Genomic DNA, 21,862 nt, shown 5'->3' on the forward strand with positions numbered 1-21,862 from the left:
GCAGGGCAGCGGCAACCGCCCGTGCACCTATTCCAGATAAACGCCTTTTTCCTTTTTGCGCGCCCGCATGCCGGTGCGCAGGAACAGCTCGCTGCCGCCCTGCACGGCCAGGGGCTGGCCGGGCTTGCCGCCGTCCTGGGCCAGGTGGGCATCGGCGCGCGCATTCCAGTGCTCCCGCAGATCCTGCAGGGCAAGGCGCTCTGTTTCGGTCAACTGCGGATGCTGCTCCAGGAACTCCTGCAGATACTGGCGCGCATCCTGCTCCAGTTGCTCGCGCGTGGTCGCCAGCGAGATATAGCTGATGTCATCGTCGCGCCCGCTGGTGTGCGTGCCCAGCAGATAGCAGCCGATATAGTCGCCCCGGGGCTGACCCACGGCCGGGTCCTGGCTGAGTTTCTTGAACAGACTGAAGGGCCACATGCGCTGAATTCCTTGGGACTGACGCAAACAGGGACGCACGATAGGCATGAAACACCATGCCTGATCCGAGTCTGCGTAAGTCGTTTACCTAACACCGGGCCAGAGCCCAAACAGGTATTGTCGCCCATGACTGGAAGCGATCAGCATGTGGATGTTGCGCACCGGACGCATGACAAGAGGCGATATGGGAGACATCACTTCGGCGGCAGAGCCCTCTGCCCATCCCTGGCTCAGGCGCTCACTGCATCTGGCGGCCGCGGCCTGCGGACTGGTTTTGCTGGCAGGGGCCGCGTTGGCAGTCTATGGCGTGCGGGCCCAGCCGCGCATGGATGGCAAGCTGGTCCTCACCGGGCTTGAGCGCAGCGTGTGGGTCAGACGCGACGAGTCCGATGTCACGCATATCAGTGCCCGGTCGCCGCAGGATGTCTGGCGGGCCCTGGGCTTTGTCCATGCGCAGGAGCGCGGCTGGCAGCTGGAGTTCAACCGTCGTCTCATGCAGGGGCGGTTGTCGGAGATTCTGGGGCCGGCCACGCTGGAGCTGGACAGGCTGATGCGTGCTCTCGATGTTCATGGCGCGGCGCGTCGCCAGTATGCGGCGCTGCCGCCCTCGGTGCAGGAGGCCTTGAAGGCCTATAGCCAGGGTATGGCTGCCTTTTACGCCAGGCCCTCGCAGGCTGCCGCGCCGGAGTTCCTGCTGCTGGGCACCAGGGCCGGCGCCTGGGAGCCGGAAGATACCGTGGGCTGGGCGCTGATGATGGCGCTGGACCTGGGGGGCAACTGGGGCAACGAGTTCGCGCGTCTGAATCTGCTGCAGGTCCTGAGCACCGAGCAGCTGTGGCAGCTGATGCCGGCCTATCCGGGCGAGCCGCCCGCGACGGCGGTGGATCTGGCCAGCCTGTACCGCCAGCTCGGTGTTTACCGGGAGGCGGATGTCCAGCCCAAGGTCTCGGCACCCGCCGGGCAGATGCAATCAGCCTTGCAGCAATGGGCGGCCTCCATGGCGAGGGATATGGGTACGAATGACGGACTGGGCAGCAACAACTGGGTGGTGGCCGGCAGCAAGACCCGAAGCGGCAGGCCCTTGCTGGCCAACGATCCGCATCTGGGGCTGAGCGCTCCGGCCATCTGGTATTTCGCGCGCCTTCAGTCGCCGCAGGGCCGGGCCGGCGACGGCAGCGTCCTGAGCGCGCTGGATGTGACGGGGGCCACCTTGCCCGGCATGCCCTTTGTGGTGCTGGGCCGCACGACGCAGGTGGCCTGGGGCTTCACCAACACCAACCCCGATGTGCAGGACCTGTATCTGGAGCAGATCAACCCGGCCGACGCCAGCCAGTACCGCACGCCCACGGGCTGGGAAAAATTTGCTGTGCGCGAGGAGGTCTTCAAGGTCAAGGGCCAGGGCGATGTCAGGGTGACGCTGCGCAGCACGCGCCATGGCCCCGTGATCAGCGACGCGCAGCAGCAATACGGCAAGGTCATCAACACCGATCGCTATGCGCTGGCCCTGCGCTGGGCGGCGCTGGACACGGACAACCGCACGGTGGAGGCCGGCCTCAGGGCCAACGGTGCCCGGACCGTGTCCGAACTGTTCGAGGCGTTTTCCATCTACCACTCGCCCATGCAAAGCATTGTGGCGGCCGATGTGCAGGGACATATCGGCTTCAAGGCAGCAGGCCGGGTGCCTTTGCGTGCGCCTGACAATGACTTGCGCGGCGTGGCGCCGGCGCCCGGCTGGCTGGCGCGCTATGACTGGCAGGGCTGGCTGGGCTACGACCAGACGCCCCAGGACGATGGCGGCACGCGGGGCTTTGTGGCCACGGCCAACCAGCGCGTGACGGAGGCTGGCTATGCGCATTTTCTGACCCAGGACTGGAGCCTGCCCTACCGTCACCAGCGCATAGAGCAGTTGCTGGCGGTCGGCAACCAGCATGATGTGGCCAGCATGGCGGCGATCCAGAACGATGTGCAGTCCCTGGCCACCCGGGCCTTGCTGCCTGTGCTGCGCAAGGCGCAATCGAGCCACGCCCTGGCAGCGCAGGCACAGCAACTGCTGGCGGGCTTTGACGGACAGATGGAGCGGGACAGGCCCGAGCCGCTGATCTTCTCGGTCTGGGTCGACGAGCTGACGCGCGCGCTGGTGATTGCGCGCATTGGCGAGCGGCGCTTTGCCATGACCTATGGCAAGCGGGACTTCCGTGCCGGGCTGCAGGGAATGCTGGCGCGCAATGACGCCTGGTGGTGCGCGCCGCTGAGCTGCGAGCAACAGGCAGGGCAGGCGCTGACCCGCACGCTTGACAAGCTGCAGGCCGCCTATGGCGAAGACCCGCGCCAATGGCGCTGGGGCGCTGCGCATCCAGCGCTCAGCGCGCACAAACCCTTGGGCGCGGTGGCGGCGCTGGCCGGCGTGTTCAATGTGAGCGTGGCCTCGGGCGGTGATACCTATACCGTCAACGTCGGGCAGTACAACGCCAACCCCCAACCATCCGATGCCAAAGGCCCGCTGGGAGGGCGCTTTGTCAGCCGTCATGCGCCGTCGTTGCGTGCTATCTACGACCTCGGTGATCCGGAGTCATCTCAGTTCATCTACCAGACCGGGCAGAGCGGGCTGGCACTGTCGGACCGCTATGCCGACATGAGCGCGGAATGGGCCGATGGACGCTACCGCAAGCTGCAGATGCAGCCGGGGCGCTGGCGCCATGTGCTGGAGCTGCAGGCTCGGTGATGCATGAGGCACTATGAATAAATGAGCTTGTAGCGCCTGTTCTCATTGGATTTCAGATATATAACAGTTTGAAATCAAATCATGTCATGCGCTAAAAGCTCTTACTTGAATAGCGATTGATCAGCGCAGAAAGTCCTCGATCAGCCTGGCCACGGCCTCTGGCTGGTCGTGGTGCAGCATATGGCTGGCGTCCTGCACGCGGGCTATCTCGCATTGCGGGATGTGGCGAATGCGTTCGTGGTATTGCTCCAGCGTGTAGCGGCCCTGGTGCCACTGGCCCAGGCTGTCGTCCGAAGCTTCGACCGACAGGGTAGGCGCGCTGATGGCAGTCAGGCAGGCCAGGGCTTCGTCCACGCGGTAGAGATAGGGGTTGGAGAGCTTGTGTGCGGCGTCGCCCAGAATATGCCAGCGGCCCTGATCATCGGGGGCCGACCAATGGTGAGCCAGCCATAGCGCCTTGTCGCGTGGCAGGCGGCGATTGGTTTTCTGCAGACGATTGGCAACGGCCTCCACGCTGTCGTAGGGGGAGAGCCCCATGCCGCCTGCCCGCTGCTCGCGCAGCTGATCCATCCATTGGGCCAGACGCCCGGGGGCCTGGTCGGGCGTTGTGGGCGCCATGCCGAAGCCTTCGAGATTGACAAAGCGGCGTATGCGCCCGGGCCGCGCACCTGCAAACATGCAGGAGATGTTGCCGCCCATGCTGTGGCCGACCAGGTCGATGGGCCGATCGGGCGAAATCTGCTCCAGCAGCATGTCCAGATCGGCCAGATAGTCGGTGAAGTAGTAGCTGTCACAGGGCTCGGTGCTGCGGCTCAGGCCGAAGCCGCGCCAGTCGTGGGCAACGATGCGGCGGCCCTGCACAAAGGCGTCACTGAAGGCGTCGACCACAAACTGATAGGAGGCGGCCACATCCATCCAGCCATGGGCCAGCACCAGCACGGGCAATTCGGGATCGATTCCGGAAGCTGGCTCGGGCTCCCAGCTGCGCAGGTGGTAGTGCATATTGCGCACGGGCAGCATCTGCGAGCGCCACTGGCGGCGCGGCTGATAGGGCGGGATATCGGTGAGCTGGCCGGTCTGCGTGGGGGTGTGCGTTGTCATATTGTCTCCGTTGTTTTGATTATTGCTGCGCTTGCAGCATGGCCCGTCGTGCGCGGGACAGCTGTGTCAGCAAAAACAAGGAGTCTGCCCTGATCTTGCCCTGACCTTGTACTCTCAGGCCCTAAACTTGGAAGCATGACTTCTGCTGCATCCACTTCCCGTCTTTCCATGAATCCCGTTGCTCTGGGGCAGAGCGATTTGCGCGTCAGCCCCATCTGCCTGGGCACCATGACGTTTGGCGAGCAGGTCGACGAAGCCGAAGCCTGGCGCATCATGGATCGAGCCGTGGAGCGCGGCGTGGATTTCTTCGACACGGCCGAAATGTATGCCGTGCCCGCCCGTGAGGCCACCTTTGGCGCGACGGAATCCATCATCGGCCGCTGGTTCAAGGCCCGCCCCGGCATGCGCGAGCGGATCACGCTGGCCAGCAAGGTGGCCGGTCCCTCGCGCGGCATGCCCTGGATCCGCGAAGGCTCGGGCCTGTCGGCGCAGGACATCGTGCGCTCCTGCGACGCCAGCCTTGAGCGCCTGCAGACCGAGGTGATCGACCTCTACCAGATCCACTGGCCCGAGCGCCATGTGCCGGCCTTCGGCGCCATGTATTACGACCCGCAAAAGGAAAGTTCGCTCACGCCCATCCACGAGCAGTTGCTGGCGCTGGCTGGTCTGGTCAAACAAGGCAAGATTCGCCATATCGGTCTGTCCAACGAGACGCCTTATGGCGTGCATGAGTTTGTGCGCCTGGCAGAACAGCATGGACTGCCGCGTGTGGCGGCGGTTCAGAACCCTTATTGCCTGATCAACCGCAGCTATGAGAACGGGTTGGACGAAACCTGTCACCGTCTCGATGTGTCGCTGCTGGCCTATTCGCCGCTGGCCTTTGGCCTGCTGACGGGCAAGTTCGACCAGTTTGCACCGAGCGAGGCCGGTGCACCCAAGCAGGCACGCATCGCCAGGTATGAGTCAGTGCAGAGACAGCGCTGGGGTCGCCCCGATGCGCTGGCCGCTGCGCGCCGCTACAACGCGCTGGCGCGCAAGCACGGCCTCACCCCCACGCAGCTGGCATTGGCTTTCTGCTACACCAGGTGGCAGGTGGCCAGCACCATCATCGGCGTGACTTCGGTGGCCCAGCTCGATGAGGATCTCGATGCCTGGGGAACCGAGCTGCCAGTCGAGCTGCTGGCTGAAATCGACCGCATCCGCTGGGAGATGCGCGATCCCGCTGTCTGACGCTTTATTGAGGGAGAATGGCTGATGGCCCATATCGAACATGCGCCACTAGCTATCAAAATTGAATCATGGCAAAAAAAGACAAAAACGCCCATGTGAGCGAGACTCCGGCCACGCAGATGCTCAAGGCCCACAAGGTGGAGTTCACCGAACACCCCTATGACTATGTGGAGCATGGCGGCACCGAGGAGTCGGCGCGTCAGCTGGGGCTGGACGAGCATGCGGTCGTCAAGACCCTGGTGATGCAGGATCAGGATGCCAAGCCGCTCATCGTGCTCATGCATGGCGATTGCAAGGTATCGACCAAGAACCTGGCGCGCCAGATCGGGGCCAAGAGCGTGGAGCCCTGCAAGCCCGAGGTGGCCAACCGCCACAGCGGCTATCTGGTGGGCGGCACCTCGCCCTTCGGCACCAGGCGCGAAATGCCGGTCTATATCGAGGAAACCATACTCGCGCTGCCACGCATCGCCATCAACGGCGGACGGCGCGGCTATCTGGTGCAACTGGCGCCTGAGGTCTGCACCCTGTTGCTCGATGCCCGGCCGGTGCACTGCGCGCTGGCAGAATAGGGGGCTGGTTAGCCGGGGCAGACGCCGGCTGGCAAAAAAGCAAACAACTAGAACATACGCAATCAGGAATCTACAACGGCATTGCTATCGACAAGACAGCATGCACGGTCCGAACTTGCGTAAGTCGTGACAACAATCGGTTCCGCCGACTTTGGTTGGCGAGCCTAAGGGCCAGTCTCTGGCCGAGGAATTCCTTTGAACGCCCTCTATCCCGTTATTGCCGTCATCGCGGCCTATCTGATTGGTTCGCTGTCTTTCGCCGTCATCGTCAGCCGCGTCATGGGCCTGAACGACCCGCGCACCTATGGCAGCGGCAACCCCGGGGCCACCAATGTGCTGCGCTCGGGAAGCAAGGCGGCGGCGGCTGTCACGCTGCTGCTGGATGCACTCAAGGGTCTGGTGCCCGTGCTCCTGATCAAGGCCTTCGGCGAGCCGTTCGGTCTGGGCGACAGCACGGTGGCATTGGCCGGCCTGGCCGCTTTCCTGGGCCATCTGTACCCGGTGTTCTTCGGCTTCAAGGGCGGCAAGGGCGTGGCCACGGCGCTGGGCGTGCTGCTGGGCATCAGCGGCTGGCTGGGTCTGGCGACGGCGCTGACCTGGGTCATCGTGGCCGTGTTCTTCCGCTATTCCTCCCTGGCCGCGCTGGTGGCCTCGGTGTTCGCGCCCGTGTACTACGTGCTGTGCAGCGGCATCGTCTGGGATGCGGAAACGCCCATCACTGCCGCGATTGTGGTGATGGCGATCCTGCTGGTCTGGCGTCATCGCGAAAACATCCAGCGCCTGATCGCCGGCAAGGAGTCCAGGCTGGGCCAGAAAAAGACCGAGGGCTCCAAGCCTGCAGAGGGCGCGGCCCGCAAGAGCGGCAAGAGCAAGCATCGCTAGGGCGCGGCTGCTACATTTCGCCGGGGCCGCCTTCAGGCCTCTTCCATTCAAGCGCAAGAAGCTCCTGATTAAATAGCAAAAAGATATGGCTTCCAGCCCATCGCAGCGCGACTACAGCGCTCCCTGTCCTGGTTGTGGCGCACCGGTCCACTTCGCCAGTGCGCAATCGAGTTTTGCCGTCTGCGAGTTCTGCCGCAGCACCGTGCTGCGCGATGGCGAGACGCTCAAGCGCATTGGCTCCATGGCCGAGGTGTTCGAGGACTACAGCCCGCTGCAGCTGGGCGCCTCGGGCATGGTCAAGCGCAACGGCAAGCCCGAACCCTTCACCATCGTGGGGCGCGCGCAGTACAAGAGCGCGGCTGGCAGCTGGTCGGAATGGGTGGCTGTACTCAGCAATGGCGAGCTGGCCTGGCTGAGTGAGGACAACGGCAGCTTTGTCTTTGCCGTGAACTGGCAGCCGCCGGGCTGGAACGTGACCGAGTTCCAGCAGCGCGAATGGCGCATGGGCCGCGAGCTCAAGGCCGGCACGGAATCCTTTACCGTCACCAGCATTCAGGATGCGCAGCTGATGGCGGCTCAGGGCGAGCTGCCCCAGTTGCCCCAGCTGGGCAAGAGCTTCAAGCTGGTGGAGCTGCGCAGCGACAAGAACCAGATTCTCTCCATCGACTTCAGCGACAAGACACCGGCCTTCAGCCTGGGGGCGGCCGTGGCGCTGGAGGCTTTGCAGATGCAGGGCCTGCGCAGCAGCGCCCAGCAGAAAACCCAGGGGCGCCACTTCAACTGTCCCAAGTGCGGTGCCGTGGTGCCCGTGCGCTTTGATACCACCAAGGCCCTGAGCTGCCCCAGCTGCGGCAGCCTGATCGACATGTCCAAGGGCATGGGGGCGGAGCTGAGCTATGCCGAGCAGCGCAGAAAGGTCAAGCCTCTGATCCCGCTGGGCAGCGAGGGCACGCTCGACGGCCTGAAATGGCAGGTTGTGGGCTTTCAGAGGCGCAGCGGGCGTGGTCTGGGCGAAGATGAGGACGACAGCTTCACCTGGGACGAGTACCTGCTCTACAACAAGAAGGCGGGCTTTTCGTTCATCGTCGATTCGGAAGACGGCTGGAGCACGGCCCGCGTCATCACGGGTGCTCCCAAGCTCAGCAAGAACGGCGCCACTGCCACCTATCTGCAGCGCAAATACCAGCGCGACTACGCCTACCTGGCGGAGACGGAATATGCCGAGGGCGAGTTCTACTGGCCCGTCTTCAAGGGCGCCAAGTCCAGCAATGTGGACTTTGCCAATGGCGGCAAGCAGTCCACGCTGGCGCTGGAGACCGCCAATCAGGAAACCACCTGGACCCACGGGCAGCGTGCGTCGGCAGAGACCATTGCCCAGGCCTTCGGCACCGGCAAGCTCAAGGATCGCTCCCAGGTCAGTCCTCTGTCGGACAGCGGTTTCAGCTGGGGCACGATCCTGTTCTGGCTGTTCCTGCTGCTGTTCATCCTGCCGTTCCTGCGCGCCTGCATGTCCAGTCCCAACTGCGACCCGCGCACAGATCCCAACTGCACATACAGCCGCTCCAGCAGCGGCTCCTACGGTGGTTACACCTCGGGTGGCAGCCATAAATAAGCGTCGCTGCTCTCACAGGCAGGTCCCCTATCTCATTACAGGAGAGACATCATGAATTTCGACTGGTTCAGCGCCCAGAACTTCTTCGGCTCCATCATCTACGCCCTGGTGGGCGTGGTGGTGTTCTGGCTGTGCTTCATCATCATCGACAAGATCACGCCCGTGGACATGTGGGCCGAGATCGTGGAGAAGCACAACAAGGCGCTAGCCATGGTGGTGGCGGCCATGTGCCTGGGGATCAGCATCATCGTCGCTGCGGCGATACATTGAGGCTCCCCCTGAGGCGCTGCGCGCCTTGCTCCTCTCTCTACGCGCTGGGCGCTAGGGGAGGGAGACGACAGCTTCGCTGCGGGGCGGCGGGGCCGCCCAGGCCCTTGCTCGCTGTCCCTGGCAGGCAGAGGACGGCGCGCCTGTTTTACGGTTAAAGGAATTAGATGACTTCGATGGTGGCCGAGGAGCATAGCGCTGGCCAGGGGCCGCGGCCCATTGATGTGGCGCTGCTGGCCAGCGTGTTCGTGATTGCGGCCTGCGGCCTGCTCTATGAGCTGGCAGCAGGCGCGCTGGCATCCTATCTGCTCGGCGATTCGGTGCTGCAGTTCTCCACCATCATCGGCACCTATCTGTTTGCCATGGGCATAGGCTCGTGGCTGTCGCGCTATTTCGAAGACCAGCTGCCTGCGCATTTTCTGCGTGTGGAGCTGATGGTGGCGCTGGTCGGCGGTGCCTTGCCGGCCGTGCTGTTTCTGGCCAATGCCTATGCGCCGGGCGCGTTCCGCTTTCTGCTCTACGGCATGGTGATGGTGGTGGGCACGCTGGTGGGGCTTGAGATTCCGCTTGTCATGCGCATTCTCAAGCGCAATGCATCGCTCAAGGATCTGGTCTCCAAGGTACTGACCTTCGACTATCTGGGTGCCCTGGCCGTGTCGCTGGCGTTTCCCATCGTGCTGGTGCCCAAGCTGGGGCTGGTGCGCACAGGTCTGCTGTTCGGCTTCATGAACGCGGCCATTGCCGTGTGGGCCCTGGTGCTCTTCAAGCATGAGCTGCGCAATCTGCGTGCCCACGCCTGGGCCTGTGCGCTGGTCCTGCTGGCCCTGGGCGGCGGCATCGCAGGCGCGGATCAACTGACCCGGCTGGCCGACGACCATTTCTACCAGGACCGCATCGTGCTGAGCAGCAGCTCGCCCTATCAGCGTATTGTGGTGACGCAGGGACGCCAGGGCGCGCGCCTGTATCTGAACGGCAATCTGCAGTTTGCCCAGAGTGACGAGTACCGCTACCACGAAGCGCTGGTCCACCCCGCCATGGCCGCACATGGCGCACCGAAGAAGGTGGCGGTGCTGGGCGGCGGCGACGGCATGGCCGTGCGCGAGGTGCTCAAGTACCCGGGCGTGGAATCCGTCGTGCTGGTGGAGCTGGACCCGGTCATGACCGATTTGTTCAAGAGCAATGCCATGATGACGGCGCTCAATGGCAATGCGCTCAACGACGCCCGCGTGAGCATCGTCAATACCGATGCGTTTCACTGGCTGCAGGAAACTGCGGACACCTTCGATGTGATCGTGGTGGACTTTCCCGATCCCACCAACTTCGCCATTGGCAAGCTGTTCACCAATAGTTTTTATTCGCTGCTGGACAAGCGTCTGGCAGCCAGCGGCTATGCCGTGATTCAGACCACCTCGCCGCTGATTGCGCGCCAGAGCTTCTGGACCGTGGTGCAGACCGTGGAGTCCGTGGGTCTGACGGCCAGGCCCTATCACGTGCATGTGCCCAGTTTTGGCGAATGGGGCTTTGTGCTGGCCAGCCACCGTCCCTGGCGCGAGCCAGAGGCCTTGCCTGCCGGCATGCGTTTTCTGACCCTGCCCACGCTGCGCCTGATGTTTGACTTTCCTCTCGATATGGCGCGCGTGTCGACCGAGGTGAATCGCCTGTCCAATCAGGTGCTGGTCAACACCTATGAGCGCGAGTGGGGCAAGGTGGAGCATTGATGCCGAACTATCTGCATCGGCGTGACTGGCTCAGGCGGGCGGCAGCCGGCGCTTTCGGTGCGGCCGGCCTGGCCGGCTGCAGAAAGGAGCTGCCCAGGCTGGAAGATCTGCCAGGTGGCTTCAGCGGCGTGGCGCTGGAACGTGGTCATGGTCTGCGCCCTTTCTGGCAGCGCCTGGCGCAGGGGCTGGAGCTGCCCGCACCTGCCGTGGTGCACCGGGCGCCGGTCGTGATAGCCGGTGGCGGCATGGCCGGGCTGGCTGCGGCGCGCGCGCTGGAGCTGGCAGGCGTTCAGGGCGCAGCCTTGCTCGATACCCAGACCGCCGTGGGTGGCAACAGCCAGGGTGGGCAGGTCAAGGGCATAGCCTGCCCCCTGGGCGCCCACTATCTGCCCGTGCCCGGCGACGATGCCCATGAGGTGCAGGACTGGCTGGAGGAGCTGGGCGTGCGCCAGCGCTTCGCCGGCCGCTGGCGCTACGACGAGCGCTATCTCTGCCATAGCCCGCAGGAGCGTCTGTACTGGCAGGGCGGCTGGCACGAAGGGCTGCTGCCGGTGCAAGGCGTGAGCCAGCGCACGCTGGAGCAATATGCGCTGTTTGAAAAACAGGTCGAGGCAGCGGCTCGGGCGGCGGCTTTCGCCATGCCTTCCATCCGTGTCTGGAAGCGCGAAGCGGGTCTGCCAGCCTCTCATGCCATGCTCGATGCGCAGCGTTTCGATCAGTGGCTGGCAGCGCAGGGCCTCGATGACGAGCGTCTGCTCTGGTATCTGGACTACAGCTGCCGCGATGATTTCGGTGCCGGTCTGAGCCGTGTCTCGGCCTGGGCGGGGATTCACTATTTTGCCAGCCGCCATGGTTTCCACGCGCCGCGTCCGCAGTCCGAGCATGAGAGCGAAGCGGATGGCGAGCAGGTGCTGACCTGGCCACAGGGCAATGGCTGGCTGGCGCAGCAACTGGCGGCGGGACTGAAAGCCACACAGCTGCAGACCGATTGCAGCGTGCTTGCGGTCACCGAGGACGCGGGCGGCGTGCAGATCGAGGTTTATCACCATGGCCGCCAGCAGCATGAACGCTGGCTGGCGCGCCATTGCGTGGTGGCGCTGCCCAGCTTTATTGCTGCAAGAGTGCTGCGCAATGCGCCCGATTTTCTGCGTGCCGTAGCGGCTCGCCTGGACTGGGCACCCTGGCTGGTGGCGAACATCCATATCGACCGACCGCTGGCCGACTACCCCGGCGCCGAGCCCGCCTGGGACAATGTGCTGTACCGCGATGGCAATGCAGGCGGGCTGGGCTATGTGGATGCTGGCAATCAGCGACTGGACCGAATCCGCAGCCAGCCCACGGTACTGAGCTACTACCAGGCGCTGGGGGACTGGGCCGATGGGCGTCGGCAATTGATGCAGCAGCCGTTTGCCTTCTGGCGCGAGCGCATCGTGAACACGCTGAGCGAGCCGCACCCAGACTTGCTGCAGCATGCCACACGCATGGAAATCACCCGCTATGGCCATGCGATGGCGATTCCGCGACCTGGCGATCAGCAGATGCTGAGCGAAATAGCAGTCAAGTTCAGTGCCAGCAAGCGTAACCTGCTATTGAATGGGGAGCGAGTGCAAGGTCTGCCCACGCCTGCGACGGCGCGGCTGAGCCTTGCGCATTCGGACTGGGCCGGCTATTCGGTACTGGAGGAGGCGTTCACGCGTGGCCACCATGCCGGCCTGATCGCTGCACAAGGCGTTTAGAAAGGGTTAGCGTCTGCTGCCCGGCAGCTTGACCATGCGGTACAGCTCGGCATTGCCGCGTGCACTGTGAATGCCCAGCTGTGCCATGGAGCGCAGGTCCAGATCCAGCGTCAGCGACGAACGAGCCAGCGCGGAGGTGATGGCCGGCCTGCGTCCGTCCGGATGCCAGATGGGCGGGTACATGCTGTGGCCGTCGCGGTCGATCACGCTGGCAATCTCGGGTTCTTCCAGGCTTTTTCCGCGGCGCAGCACCACGGCCACTTCGCCATTGTCCAGCTGTACATAGGTGCCGGGCGGGTACAGGCCCACGACATCAATCAAGGCCTGCTTGACCTCATCGGCGTATTGGCCGCCCTGCTGCAGCACTTGCAGAGACTCGGTGGCCGAGCGGCCGCTACGGGTCTTGCGTGGGCTGATCAGGGCTGCATAACGGTCTACCGTGCCCAGAATGCGGACCAGACGCTCCAGCGGCTGCAACTGTGCCAGCGGCGCGGGCTGCAGCACCACATGGTGGTATTGCACGCTGTCCAGCCAGAGCGGGTCACGCACCATGAGCCGCTCCAGCATCAGCCGGCCCTCTGTGGGGTGCTGCTTGACGGCTTCGGCCTGCTGGCTGCTCAGCGGTGTACGTTGCTCGGCCAGCTGGTTCTGCAGCACGGTCATGCCGATGTTCATGGTCAGGGCGGCCCGGATCAGCATGTCGCGCTCGGATTGAGGTAGGTCAAGCTCCTTGGCAAGGATATGGCACAGGCCCGCGCAGACCACGGCGTGAGACGGGCTATAGCCCACGGTTGTCGAGCTGGCACGCTGAAACATCAGATACAGCGCGGCATCGCTGTCCTGCGTGATGAGGTCTTGCAACCACAGATCAAGCTGGTGCAGCTTGATGGCAAAGCCTGGGATGCGCAGCGGCTCGGTCAGCAGAACCGCGAGTGCGGCCTCCAGATCCGACCATAGGCCCAGCAGGTCTTCATAAGGGTCGTCGTAGCGTGCGTGCATGGGCGAGAGGCGGGTTCAGTTCTTTTCCAGAACCATCTCATTGCCCTTGCGGGTCATCTGAAACCGGGTCAGCAGGCTGTTGCCCAGCAGCACATAGGGCATGGACTGGGGGGCAACTACGGCCTCTATGCCGTAGACCTCCATCTCGCCCAGTTTGACGCTGTCGAGCTTGATGCGCCAGCCTTGGGCAGTGCCGTTGGCTGTGCGCATCAGGACGGGGACACCCTGCTCGTAGGGCAGGCCCATGCGATCGGCATCGGCGCGGCCTATGGCAATGGTGCTGGCGCCGGTGTCCACCATGTACTGCATGGTTTTTCCATTGATATAGCCGCGATCCACAAAATGGCCGCGCGAGTCGGCGATCAGGACCAGCCGGCCCGAGCGCGCGGCGCCGCCAATGCCGCCCCGGCTGCCCACGCTGACCGGAGCATCGCCCAGGCGCACGGTCTGGCGCCGGCCCTTGATATCCACCACGGCGGTGTCGCCGCTGATCTGCAGCAGGCGCACCTCCTTGTGGCTTTCGTTGACGGCCAGCGCCTTGGGGGCACTGCCATCAATGACCAGCAAGGCCTTGCTGCCCAGCACGCCAGTCAGGGCTACGGACTGTCCAAAGACACTGCTGGAGGCCACAGCGACTGAAAGCATGAGCCCCATGCGACGCAGGCGGGAGGCGCTGGGCAAGGAGCTGAGCCGGCCGCGTCGCCCTGTGGCAACGGCCTCGCCCCCCTCCCACAAGGCGAGGGAAGGGGAAGCAGCGGAGCTGCGCAGGGGGGGCTTCATTCAATCGCGGAAGTTGTTGAACGACAGAGGGTGGTCGGCCAGATCCTTGCGGATCAATGCCATGGCCGCCTGCAGGTCGTCACGCTTGGCTCCGGTGATGCGGACCTTCTCTTCCTGAATGGCGGCCTGCACCTTGAGCTTGCTTTCCTTCATCAGCTTCTGGATCTTCTTGGCCAGCTCGGACTCGATGCCGTTCTTGACCTTGATGAGCTGCTTGACCTTGTCGCCGCCAATCTTCTGTGCCTTCTGGATGTCCAGGAAGCGCACATCGACATTGCGCTTGGTCAGCTTGTTGCGCAGCAGATCTTCGACTTGCTGCAGCTGGAACTCGGCATCGCCGTAAATGGTGATTTCCTTGTCCTTGAGTTCGACGGCGGCCGATGTGCCCTTGAAGTCGAAACGGGTGCCAATTTCCTTGGTGGCGTTGTCAACGGCGTTCTTCACTTCGACGAAATCGGCTTCGCAAACAGTGTCAAAAGAAGGCATGTGTAATTCCTATCAGTATCAGAGCGGTAAACAGCCACAGTGCGCCGGGCCGTGATGTGCTGCTTGCCAGCAGCAGAGCAGGCGCAGTGCGACAATTGGATGGATGTTAGTCGAGAAAAATGTTCCCCTGCAGCATTGCAACACCTTTGGCATTGCCGCGCGCGCCGAAACGCTGGTGCGCATTCGTAGCCAGGACGATATCCGTCAGTTTCTCGCCGACCCGCTATGGGGGCGGCAGCCTGTGTTCGTCCTTGGCGGTGGCAGCAATGTGGTGCTCACGGGCGACGTAGCCCCCGTGGTGCTCAAGATGGAAATCATGGGCATGCGGCTGCTGCGCGAAACCGACAAGCACTGGATTGTCGAGATCGGGGCGGGCGAGCGCTGGCATGACATGGTGGCATGGACGCTGGCACAGGGCTATACAGGCCTTGAAAACATGGCCCTGATTCCAGGCACGGTAGGCGCGGCCCCGGTGCAGAACATCGGCGCTTACGGGCTGGAGCTGCAGGATCGCTTCGACTCCCTGGACGCGATCGATCTGGTCACCGGCGAGCAGTTCAGCCTCAATGCCGCGCAATGTGCCTTCGGCTACCGTGACTCGGTGTTCAAGCATGCACCGGCTCAGCCCAAGTACTGGCCCGTGACGGGCTCGACGGCTGTCCCTCGCGGCCTGGGACTCAAGGGGCGGGCGGTGATTACCCGGGTGCGTCTGGCGCTGCCCAAGAGCTGGCAGCCGGATCTGGGCTATCTCGATCTGCAGCGCAAGCAGGCGGAAAAAGGCATAGAGCAGCCGACTGCGCAGCAGATCTTTGAATGGGTCTGCGAGATTCGTCGCGCCAAGCTGCCGGACCCAGAAGTCATCGGCAATGCGGGAAGCTTCTTCAAGAATCCCACGGTGACGACCGAGCAATGCGCGGACATCATCGCGCGCGAGCCAAAGATTGTTCACTATCCCATGGATGATGGCTCCATCAAGCTGGCGGCCGGCTGGCTGATCGATGCCTGCGGCTGGAAAGGCAAGACCATGGGCCGGGCGGGCGTTTACGACAGGCAGGCGCTGGTGCTGGTCAATCGCGGAGATCGCCACAGCCTCGACGCCAGCGTGACCGGCGGCGAGGTGATGACGCTTGCAGGGGCAATTCAGACCAGTGTCTACGAGCGCTTTGGCATTCGCCTGGAGCCCGAGCCGGTGGTGATCTGACTTGGTCGGTGCCAACAAAAAATGGAGCCAGGAGGCTCCATTTCTGATGGTGAAGAGCGCTTATTTCCAGAAGGCTGGGCGCAGCAAAATGCCCGAAATACGGTAAGGAGCCTTGGGCTCGACCGCCAGCTCCATGGGTACAAAGCCCTTGGTGCAGCTCAGCAGCACGCTGGTGGCCAGAGGTGTGGAGCTTTCCATGCGGCCAACCGCCTGGCAACTGCCGACGCCGGTGCGCACGGAGTCCAGGGCTTTCTGCACGGTGTCGATGGGGGAATTCTTGAGGAACTCCTCGTTGAAATTGTTGGCAGCCAGCTTGGACTTGCCGTCCATGGCTGCGACAACTGCCTGCAGGCGCTTGCGCAATGCGGCGTCTGCGGCCGCGGCATCCACATTGGCAGGGGCTGCCTGGGCTGCAGGTGCAGCCTGCGGCGCAGCGGCCTTGGCGGCGTCGGCTGCAGCGGCATCGGGCTGGGCCTGCGCTGCAGTCATGAAGCCGGCGGCAGCCAGCAGGGCGGTCAGACAAACAGCATTGCGTGTTTTGGTGGTAATCATCCGTTGAGCCTTTCGTCAAACAACGAGAGGCACTGTAAACCTTCTGCAAGCTTGATTTCGATAGACGGCAAACTGTTTTTTGTGAATAAATGGCAAAGACCTGATGCTGGCTGTGACGGCGGTGCGACTTTGTTGCAGCGCAGACAAGCTTGTTTGTCAGGGTTACTGCTTGCCGATGAGGCTTGTGCACTGCCTAAAATCTGTTGCACTGCAATAGCTCAATTGACGACGGGGCCGACCCCCAGAACATAAAGGACTTGCGATGCAAGAAAACAAAGAGGGCAAAGAGGGTGATGTCCAGGTGGGGAGCCAGCGAATCATCAAGAAGTATCCCAATCGCCGCCTCTACGACACGAATACCTCTTCATACATCACTCTGGCCGAGGTCAAGCAACTGGTCATGGATAGCGAGCCGGTGGTCATCAGGGATGCCAAGACCAATGAAGACCTGACGCGTTCCATCCTGCTGCAGATCATTCTGGAAGAAGAAGCGGGCGGGGCTCCGATGTTCTCCGAGGCCATGCTGGCCAACATCATTCGCTTCTACGGTCATGCCATGCAGGGCTTCATGGGGAGTTACATCGAAAAGAATGTGCAGATGTTCACGGACTTTCAAAGCAAGCTTGCGGGCCAGTCCCAGGGCATGAACCCCGAGGCCTGGAAGCAGTTCATGAGCATGCAGCCTCAAGCCATGCAGGGTTTGATGGGCAGCTATATGGAGCAGTCCCAGAACATGTTCACGCAGATGCAGGAGCAGATGCAAAAGCAGACGGAACAGATGCTGGGCGTGTTCGGCATCAAGCGCTGAACGAAAACTGCTTTTCCATAGCGGGCCAACGGCCCGCTTTTTTTGTGTCTGTTGCTGGCGTCTGCCTGTGCTAGTCCTAATTGACGATGTTTGCGATTGTCGCTGGTCGAACAATGATTTCGTTGCTTCGGAATCGCGAGTGGGCAAGGAAGAAGAACGATCAGAGAAGTTCAATGACAGGTAGATGCATGGTGGATGCATCCAAGGAGACTAGGCATGAAGTTAGGAGAGGGACCCCGTTTGCTGGCGGTCTTGGCTGCAGGTGCATTGTTTGTTGGGGCGGTCTGGGCCAAGGCGACGCCCGATGAACTGGCCAGGCTGGGCAAGTCGTTGACCTGCACGGGAGGAGAAAAAGCCGGTACAGCCAGTGGTGTGCCCGAGTTCACGGGGAAATGGCTGGGTACGCCACCTGGCATTCAATACAACCCGCATGCTGGCCAGCACCCGGTGGACCCCTATGCCGGTGAAAAGCCTTTGTTCATTATCACGGCTGAGAATCTGGCTCAGCATGCCGAGCGCCTTGCAGAAGGCCAGAAGGCCATGTTTGCCAAATACCCCAGGACCTATCGCATTCCGGTCTATCAGGGGCATCGCGACTTCCGCTTTTCGGATGCCGTCTGCGCGGCGGCCCGAAAGAACGCCCAGGATGCGGTGATGAACGCAGACGGTCAGGGCACAACGGGTGCGGTCAAGGGAGCGCTGCCCTTCCCGTTCCCCAGAAACGGACTTGAGCTGGCCTTCAACAATCTTTTGCCATCGCGTGCTTTCACCGAACACACGCTGCGTGACAACGCCAATGTGCTGGCCGATGGAAGCATCGTCTGGGGTCGTGCCGACAATCGCGCCTTCAGCCAGGTCAACGACCCGGCCAACGCAGGACAGCCACTGAGCAGTCCCATGTCCCAGGGCATGAATGCAGTCAAGCTGCCAGAGCGTGAGAAGGGCGGCGTCAGCGTAGTGTCCGAGCCGGTTGAATTTGGCAAGGAAAAGCGCCTGGGCTGGAGCTATGACCCCGGCACACGTCGTGTGCGCCAGATTCCCGAATACGGCTTCGATCAGCCTCTGTCGGGCACCGGCGGCAAGCTGACGATTGACTCCGATCGTCTGTTCAACGGCTCGCCCGAGCGCTACAACTGGAAGTCACTGGGCAAGAGGGAAGTCTATGTGCCGGCCAATGCCTACAAGATTCACGGCAGCAACGTGAAGTATGCCGATCTGCTCAAACCCGGTCATGAAAACCCCGACTACATGCGCTACGAGCTACGCCGTGTCTGGGTGCTGGAGGCTTCGCTCAAGGATGGCTATCGCCACATGTTCGGCAAGCGCGTGCTGTTCCTCGATGAAGATACCGGCCAGGCGCTGATGAGCGATTACTACGATGCACGTGGCCAGTTGTGGCTGCAGGCGGTGGTCAATCATTACTACGCCTTCGACGCCCGGATCTGGCATGCGGGCACCAGCTTTTATCACGACCTGAACTCTGGCGGCTATGTGGCCTACAACCTGTTCCAGGAACGCCCCCAGGGGCCTGTCTTGAACAAGGGCAATATGACTGCGGCCATGTTTACGCCCGAAGCGGCGCGTAACGCGGGCAACTAAAAAATGAATCCGGTAAACAGCCTGTGGCGTACTTTGTGTGGCTGTGGGCTTTTGCCATTCAAGCCAGGAGGCGCTTGCACCTCCTTTTTTATCTGGCCGTAGCAATGCCCTGCTCAGGGCTTGGAAAAAATCAAGAGGAGACAGAGGATGACAAATCGTTTGCAGGGCAAGGTGGCGCTGGTCACTGGTGGTGCCAGTGGTGTGGGTCTGGAGGTGGTGAAGCTGCTTCTTGGTGAAGGCGCCAAGGTCGCATTCAGCGATATCAATGAAGCGGCGGGGCAGCAACTGGCGGCTGAATTGGGAGAACGCTCCATGTTCGTCCGCCATGACGTGGGCAGCGAGACGGACTGGACGCTTGTGATGGCGGCGGTGCAGCAACGTCTTGGCCGGCTCGATGTGCTGGTCAACAATGCCGGCATCCTGCTGCCTGGCGATATGGAAACCGGGCGTCTGGAGGATTTCAGCCGCCTGCTCAAGATCAACACCGAGTCGGTCTTCATCGGTTGCCAGCAGGGCATTGCGGCGATGAAGCAGACAGGGGGCTCCATCATCAACATGGCCTCGATATCCAGCTGGCTGCCCGTGGAGCAATACGCCGGCTATAGCGCCAGCAAGGCAGCTGTGTCGGCACTGACCCGTGCCGCTGCCCTGAACTGTCGCAAGCAAGGCTATGCAATTCGCGTCAATTCCATTCATCCTGATGGCATCTATACGCCCATGATGCAGGCTTCGCTGCCAAAGGGCGTGAGCAAGGAAATGATCTTGCATGACCCCAAGCTCAACCGCGCCGGCCGCGCCTATATGCCTGAGCGTATCGCGCAGTTGGTGCTGTTCCTGGCCAGCGACGAGTCCAGTGTCATGAGCGGTAGCGAGCTGCATGCCGATAACTCGATTCTGGGCATGGGACTATAGATGAGAGCTTGAACCTGACCGTCCCCGGAAGGCCTTGAAGCGTTTTCAAGGCCTTTGCCGTTTTGCTGGGTAGGATGATGCAGGCAATGGTCTTGGACGGTAAAGATGCAGCCGTTCAAGTTCGGTTGGGTTTTGAGAGGATACCTTCATGAAATTGGGTTACACAATCATCTACGTCCCGGATGTCTCGGCATCGCTGGAATTCTTTAACCGGGCATTCGGCATACAACAGCGTTTTCTGCATGAATCCGGAACCTATGGCGAGCTCGAGACAGGGCAGACCACGCTGGCATTTGCCGTCCATGAGCTGGGCGCGTTGAATTTTCCTGGAGGCCATGTCGAAGCGCACAGCTCTGCCAAGCCATTGGGATTTGAAATCGCGCTGGTCACTGAGGATGTGGAGGTGGCCCATAGGAGCGCGCTGAGCGCAGGCGCCATCGAGATGGCCGCTCCGACGGCCAAACCCTGGGGGCAGATGGTGTCTTATCTGCGTTGCCCTGACGGCACCGTGGTGGAGCTTTGTACGCCCATGGCTGCCTGAGCCGGAGAGATGCTTGCCCGCAAAGGCGCAAGGTCCGGGTCGGGTCTCCCGCACTGTTTGCAAGATCGCAAACATGCGGTGCAAGTTGCACGCTGGCAGAGTTCGAGCAGGCAGATCTCTGTGCCGCCTGGCCCGAGCGAGCCTCGAGCAGCAATGCTGTCCCGAGACAAGAGACACTGCGCGGGCACATGGCGGCTCTGTGACGATGGGCCAGGACCAGCCCCATCGGCAGTCATTTCCATGCTGAGGCGGTTTAGTATGGTTTTGATAGCTGTCAACGCTTTATGGGCAAGGTATTGCTTCTATATACTCACATTTTTTTGTGAACAGGGGAAGCAATGCTTGCGCGATGGTCTGGTGCTTTGGTGCTGTCGGCTTGGCTGTCAGTTTTGGGTTGTGCGCAGGCTCAGCCCAGCGAAATGGTCAATGCCGCGAAGACAGGCGATGTCGCGGCACAGTACGAGTTGGGAAAGGCCTATCTTTACGGCAATGGCGTGGAAAAGAATGCCGACGATGCCTTGCGCTGGCTACGTCTGGCTGCTGAGCACAATCACGCGCCGTCTCAGTATCTGCTGGGTCTGGTCTATGTGCTGGGTGCCGAAGGTGTGAAAAAAGATCCTGAGGCAGGCCTGGCACGCATTCATCAGGCTGCAAACGCTGGAAATCTCGATGCGCAGAACCTGCTGGGAACGATCTATCTAAAAGGCGAAACAGTTGAGAAGGATGCCGCAACAGGTGTCGCATGGCTGGAGCGCGCCGCACGGCAGGGCTCTGTGACGGCACAAAATGGCCTGGGCTTTGTCTACCGCAAAGGCGAGTTGCTGCCTCAGGATTTGCAGGCCTCGTTTCGCTGGTATCTGAAGGCGGCCCAGCAGGCCGATGTGCTCGCGCAGTTCACGGTGGCCGAGATGTATTACCTTGGCGAAGGCGTGGAGAAGAATCGTGCCGAAGCCGCGAAATGGCTGGCCCCGCTGGCAGACAAAGGCGTGCAGAAAGCCCAATTGCTGCTGGGAAAGATTTGCTTCGAAGGCCAGGGTGTGGACCCCGACTACAAGCGGGCCGTGCTGCTGCTGCACGCTGTGGCCATCCGCGGCTCGGGCGAGGCTTACTATGAACTGGGCCGCCTGTTCGAACAGGGAGAGGGCGAGTATCGCAACGAGAAAGAAGCGATTGCCTATTACACCCAGGCGCTGAAGTACCAGCATGCGGCGGCGGCGCAGCGGCTGGGGCAACTCTCCGCTTCATCGCCCAAGTCGGCGGAGTTTGCGCAGTCCATGGAATACATGGAGAACCTGAACTCGGCACTCAAGGGCAATGTTCTGGCCCAGTACAACGTCGGTGTCTTTCAATATCTTGGCAAGGGCTTTGCACAACCCAACTACACCGAGGCCGCCAAGTGGTTCACCATGGCAGCCAATCAAGGCTATGCCAAGGCCCAGTACAACCTGGGCACCTTGTATGAAAACGGCGAGGGTGTGGGCAAGAGCCTGGCTCAGGCGCTGAAGTGGTATCGGCTGGCCGCCGAGCAGCAGGATGCCCCTGCCCAGTACGCGCTGGGAACTTTGTACCGGGACGGTCTGGGTGTGAAGAAGAATGCCAAGCAGGCTCGTGAGTGGTTGCAGCGCGCCGCAGAGCAAGGCCATGCACCGGCACAAAAGGCTTTGGCACAGCTCTGACCGGGTGCCGGGGGGCATGCCTCCCGGCCTCGGTTGATCGGAGTTATGGCG

The 21,862-nt window shown here is 62.1% G+C and carries 20 protein-coding genes; 14 read left to right on the top strand and 6 right to left on the bottom strand.

The window, feature by feature from the left end; translation table 11 throughout:
• Positions 1-27: 27 nt before the first annotated feature.
• Entirely contained in the window at positions 28-420 is a 393-nt protein-coding gene (locus NOX35_RS10400; protein WP_182286608.1) for a hypothetical protein, read from the bottom strand.
• Positions 421-565: 145 nt separating this feature from the next.
• Here NOX35_RS10400 and NOX35_RS10405 point away from each other — a divergent pair, with 145 nt between their 5' ends.
• Positions 566-3,142 (top strand): penicillin acylase family protein, encoded by a 2,577-nt coding sequence (locus NOX35_RS10405; protein ID WP_256496580.1) that lies wholly within the window; start codon positions 566-568, stop codon positions 3,140-3,142.
• A gap of 120 nt (positions 3,143-3,262) precedes the next feature.
• Here NOX35_RS10405 and NOX35_RS10410 read toward each other — a convergent pair whose 3' ends face one another.
• Positions 3,263-4,243: an alpha/beta fold hydrolase gene (locus tag NOX35_RS10410; RefSeq protein WP_256496581.1), complete on the bottom strand. Its 981-nt coding sequence runs from the start codon at positions 4,241-4,243 to the stop codon at positions 3,263-3,265.
• A 168-nt stretch (positions 4,244-4,411) separates the two neighbouring features.
• On the opposite strand from NOX35_RS10410, the gene NOX35_RS10415 reads away from it, so the two are divergent.
• The 7 genes from NOX35_RS10415 (at position 4,412) to NOX35_RS10445 (ending at position 12,257) form a co-directional block, all read left to right on the top strand.
• Complete coding sequence (locus NOX35_RS10415; protein WP_256496910.1) at positions 4,412-5,473, top strand: aldo/keto reductase; 1,062 nt, start codon at positions 4,412-4,414, stop codon at positions 5,471-5,473.
• A 68-nt stretch (positions 5,474-5,541) separates the two neighbouring features.
• The gene (ybaK, locus tag NOX35_RS10420; protein WP_182286611.1) at positions 5,542-6,042 is read left to right on the top strand and encodes a Cys-tRNA(Pro) deacylase; all 501 of its coding nucleotides are present in this window, start codon (positions 5,542-5,544) and stop codon (positions 6,040-6,042) included.
• A 195-nt stretch (positions 6,043-6,237) separates the two neighbouring features.
• Entirely contained in the window at positions 6,238-6,924 is a 687-nt protein-coding gene (plsY, locus tag NOX35_RS10425; protein ID WP_256496582.1) for a glycerol-3-phosphate 1-O-acyltransferase PlsY, read from the top strand.
• An 85-nt stretch (positions 6,925-7,009) separates the two neighbouring features.
• Positions 7,010-8,536, top strand: a complete 1,527-nt coding sequence (locus NOX35_RS10430; RefSeq protein WP_256496583.1) for a DUF4178 domain-containing protein — start codon at positions 7,010-7,012, stop codon at positions 8,534-8,536.
• 51 nt (positions 8,537-8,587) lie between these two features.
• Positions 8,588-8,806: a DUF350 domain-containing protein gene (locus NOX35_RS10435; RefSeq protein WP_003063240.1), complete on the top strand. Its 219-nt coding sequence runs from the start codon at positions 8,588-8,590 to the stop codon at positions 8,804-8,806.
• A 164-nt stretch (positions 8,807-8,970) separates the two neighbouring features.
• Positions 8,971-10,521 carry a polyamine aminopropyltransferase gene (locus NOX35_RS10440; protein WP_256496584.1) on the top strand — a complete coding sequence of 517 codons (1,551 nt, stop codon included), beginning with the start codon at positions 8,971-8,973 and terminating at the stop codon, positions 10,519-10,521.
• Entirely contained in the window at positions 10,521-12,257 is a 1,737-nt protein-coding gene (locus tag NOX35_RS10445) for an FAD/NAD(P)-binding protein (protein ID WP_256496585.1), read from the top strand. Before NOX35_RS10440 ends, NOX35_RS10445 begins: the two co-directional genes overlap by 1 nt.
• Before the next feature lie 6 nt (positions 12,258-12,263).
• Here NOX35_RS10445 and NOX35_RS10450 read toward each other — a convergent pair whose 3' ends face one another.
• The 3 genes from NOX35_RS10450 to NOX35_RS10460 all read right to left on the bottom strand — a co-directional run bounded on the left by NOX35_RS10450 (position 12,264) and on the right by NOX35_RS10460 (position 14,522).
• Complete coding sequence (locus NOX35_RS10450) at positions 12,264-13,256, bottom strand: HD-GYP domain-containing protein (RefSeq protein ID WP_182286616.1); 993 nt, start codon at positions 13,254-13,256, stop codon at positions 12,264-12,266.
• Positions 13,257-13,271: 15 nt separating this feature from the next.
• On the bottom strand, positions 13,272-13,901 hold the full coding sequence (locus NOX35_RS10455; RefSeq protein ID WP_232538187.1) for a TIGR02281 family clan AA aspartic protease: 630 nt from the start codon (positions 13,899-13,901) through the stop codon (positions 13,272-13,274).
• A gap of 135 nt (positions 13,902-14,036) precedes the next feature.
• Positions 14,037-14,522, bottom strand: coding sequence for a YajQ family cyclic di-GMP-binding protein (locus NOX35_RS10460; RefSeq protein WP_003063225.1), 486 nt, complete (start codon positions 14,520-14,522; stop codon positions 14,037-14,039).
• A 103-nt stretch (positions 14,523-14,625) separates the two neighbouring features.
• Here NOX35_RS10460 and murB point away from each other — a divergent pair, with 103 nt between their 5' ends.
• Positions 14,626-15,723, top strand: a complete 1,098-nt coding sequence (gene murB, locus NOX35_RS10465; RefSeq protein WP_182286617.1) for a UDP-N-acetylmuramate dehydrogenase — start codon at positions 14,626-14,628, stop codon at positions 15,721-15,723.
• A 60-nt stretch (positions 15,724-15,783) separates the two neighbouring features.
• Here the strand turns inward: murB and NOX35_RS10470 are convergent, their stop codons facing one another.
• Positions 15,784-16,275: a hypothetical protein gene (locus NOX35_RS10470; protein WP_256496586.1), complete on the bottom strand. Its 492-nt coding sequence runs from the start codon at positions 16,273-16,275 to the stop codon at positions 15,784-15,786.
• A 262-nt stretch (positions 16,276-16,537) separates the two neighbouring features.
• On the opposite strand from NOX35_RS10470, the gene phaR reads away from it, so the two are divergent.
• The 5 genes from phaR (at position 16,538) to NOX35_RS10495 (ending at position 21,811) form a co-directional block, all read left to right on the top strand.
• Positions 16,538-17,083 (top strand): polyhydroxyalkanoate synthesis repressor PhaR, encoded by a 546-nt coding sequence (phaR, locus tag NOX35_RS10475; protein ID WP_052263658.1) that lies wholly within the window; start codon positions 16,538-16,540, stop codon positions 17,081-17,083.
• 216 nt (positions 17,084-17,299) lie between these two features.
• Entirely contained in the window at positions 17,300-18,682 is a 1,383-nt protein-coding gene (locus NOX35_RS10480; protein WP_182286619.1) for a DUF1329 domain-containing protein, read from the top strand.
• Positions 18,683-18,829: 147 nt separating this feature from the next.
• Entirely contained in the window at positions 18,830-19,594 is a 765-nt protein-coding gene (locus tag NOX35_RS10485) for an SDR family oxidoreductase (protein WP_256496587.1), read from the top strand.
• 148 nt (positions 19,595-19,742) lie between these two features.
• Positions 19,743-20,135, top strand: a complete 393-nt coding sequence (locus NOX35_RS10490; protein WP_182286621.1) for a VOC family protein — start codon at positions 19,743-19,745, stop codon at positions 20,133-20,135.
• A 419-nt stretch (positions 20,136-20,554) separates the two neighbouring features.
• Complete coding sequence (locus NOX35_RS10495; protein WP_232538188.1) at positions 20,555-21,811, top strand: tetratricopeptide repeat protein; 1,257 nt, start codon at positions 20,555-20,557, stop codon at positions 21,809-21,811.
• Positions 21,812-21,862 lie beyond the last annotated feature (51 nt).

The organism is Comamonas sp. C11, assembly GCF_024496285.1.
GTDB classification, from domain to species: Bacteria; Pseudomonadota; Gammaproteobacteria; order Burkholderiales; family Burkholderiaceae_C; genus Comamonas; species Comamonas testosteroni_F.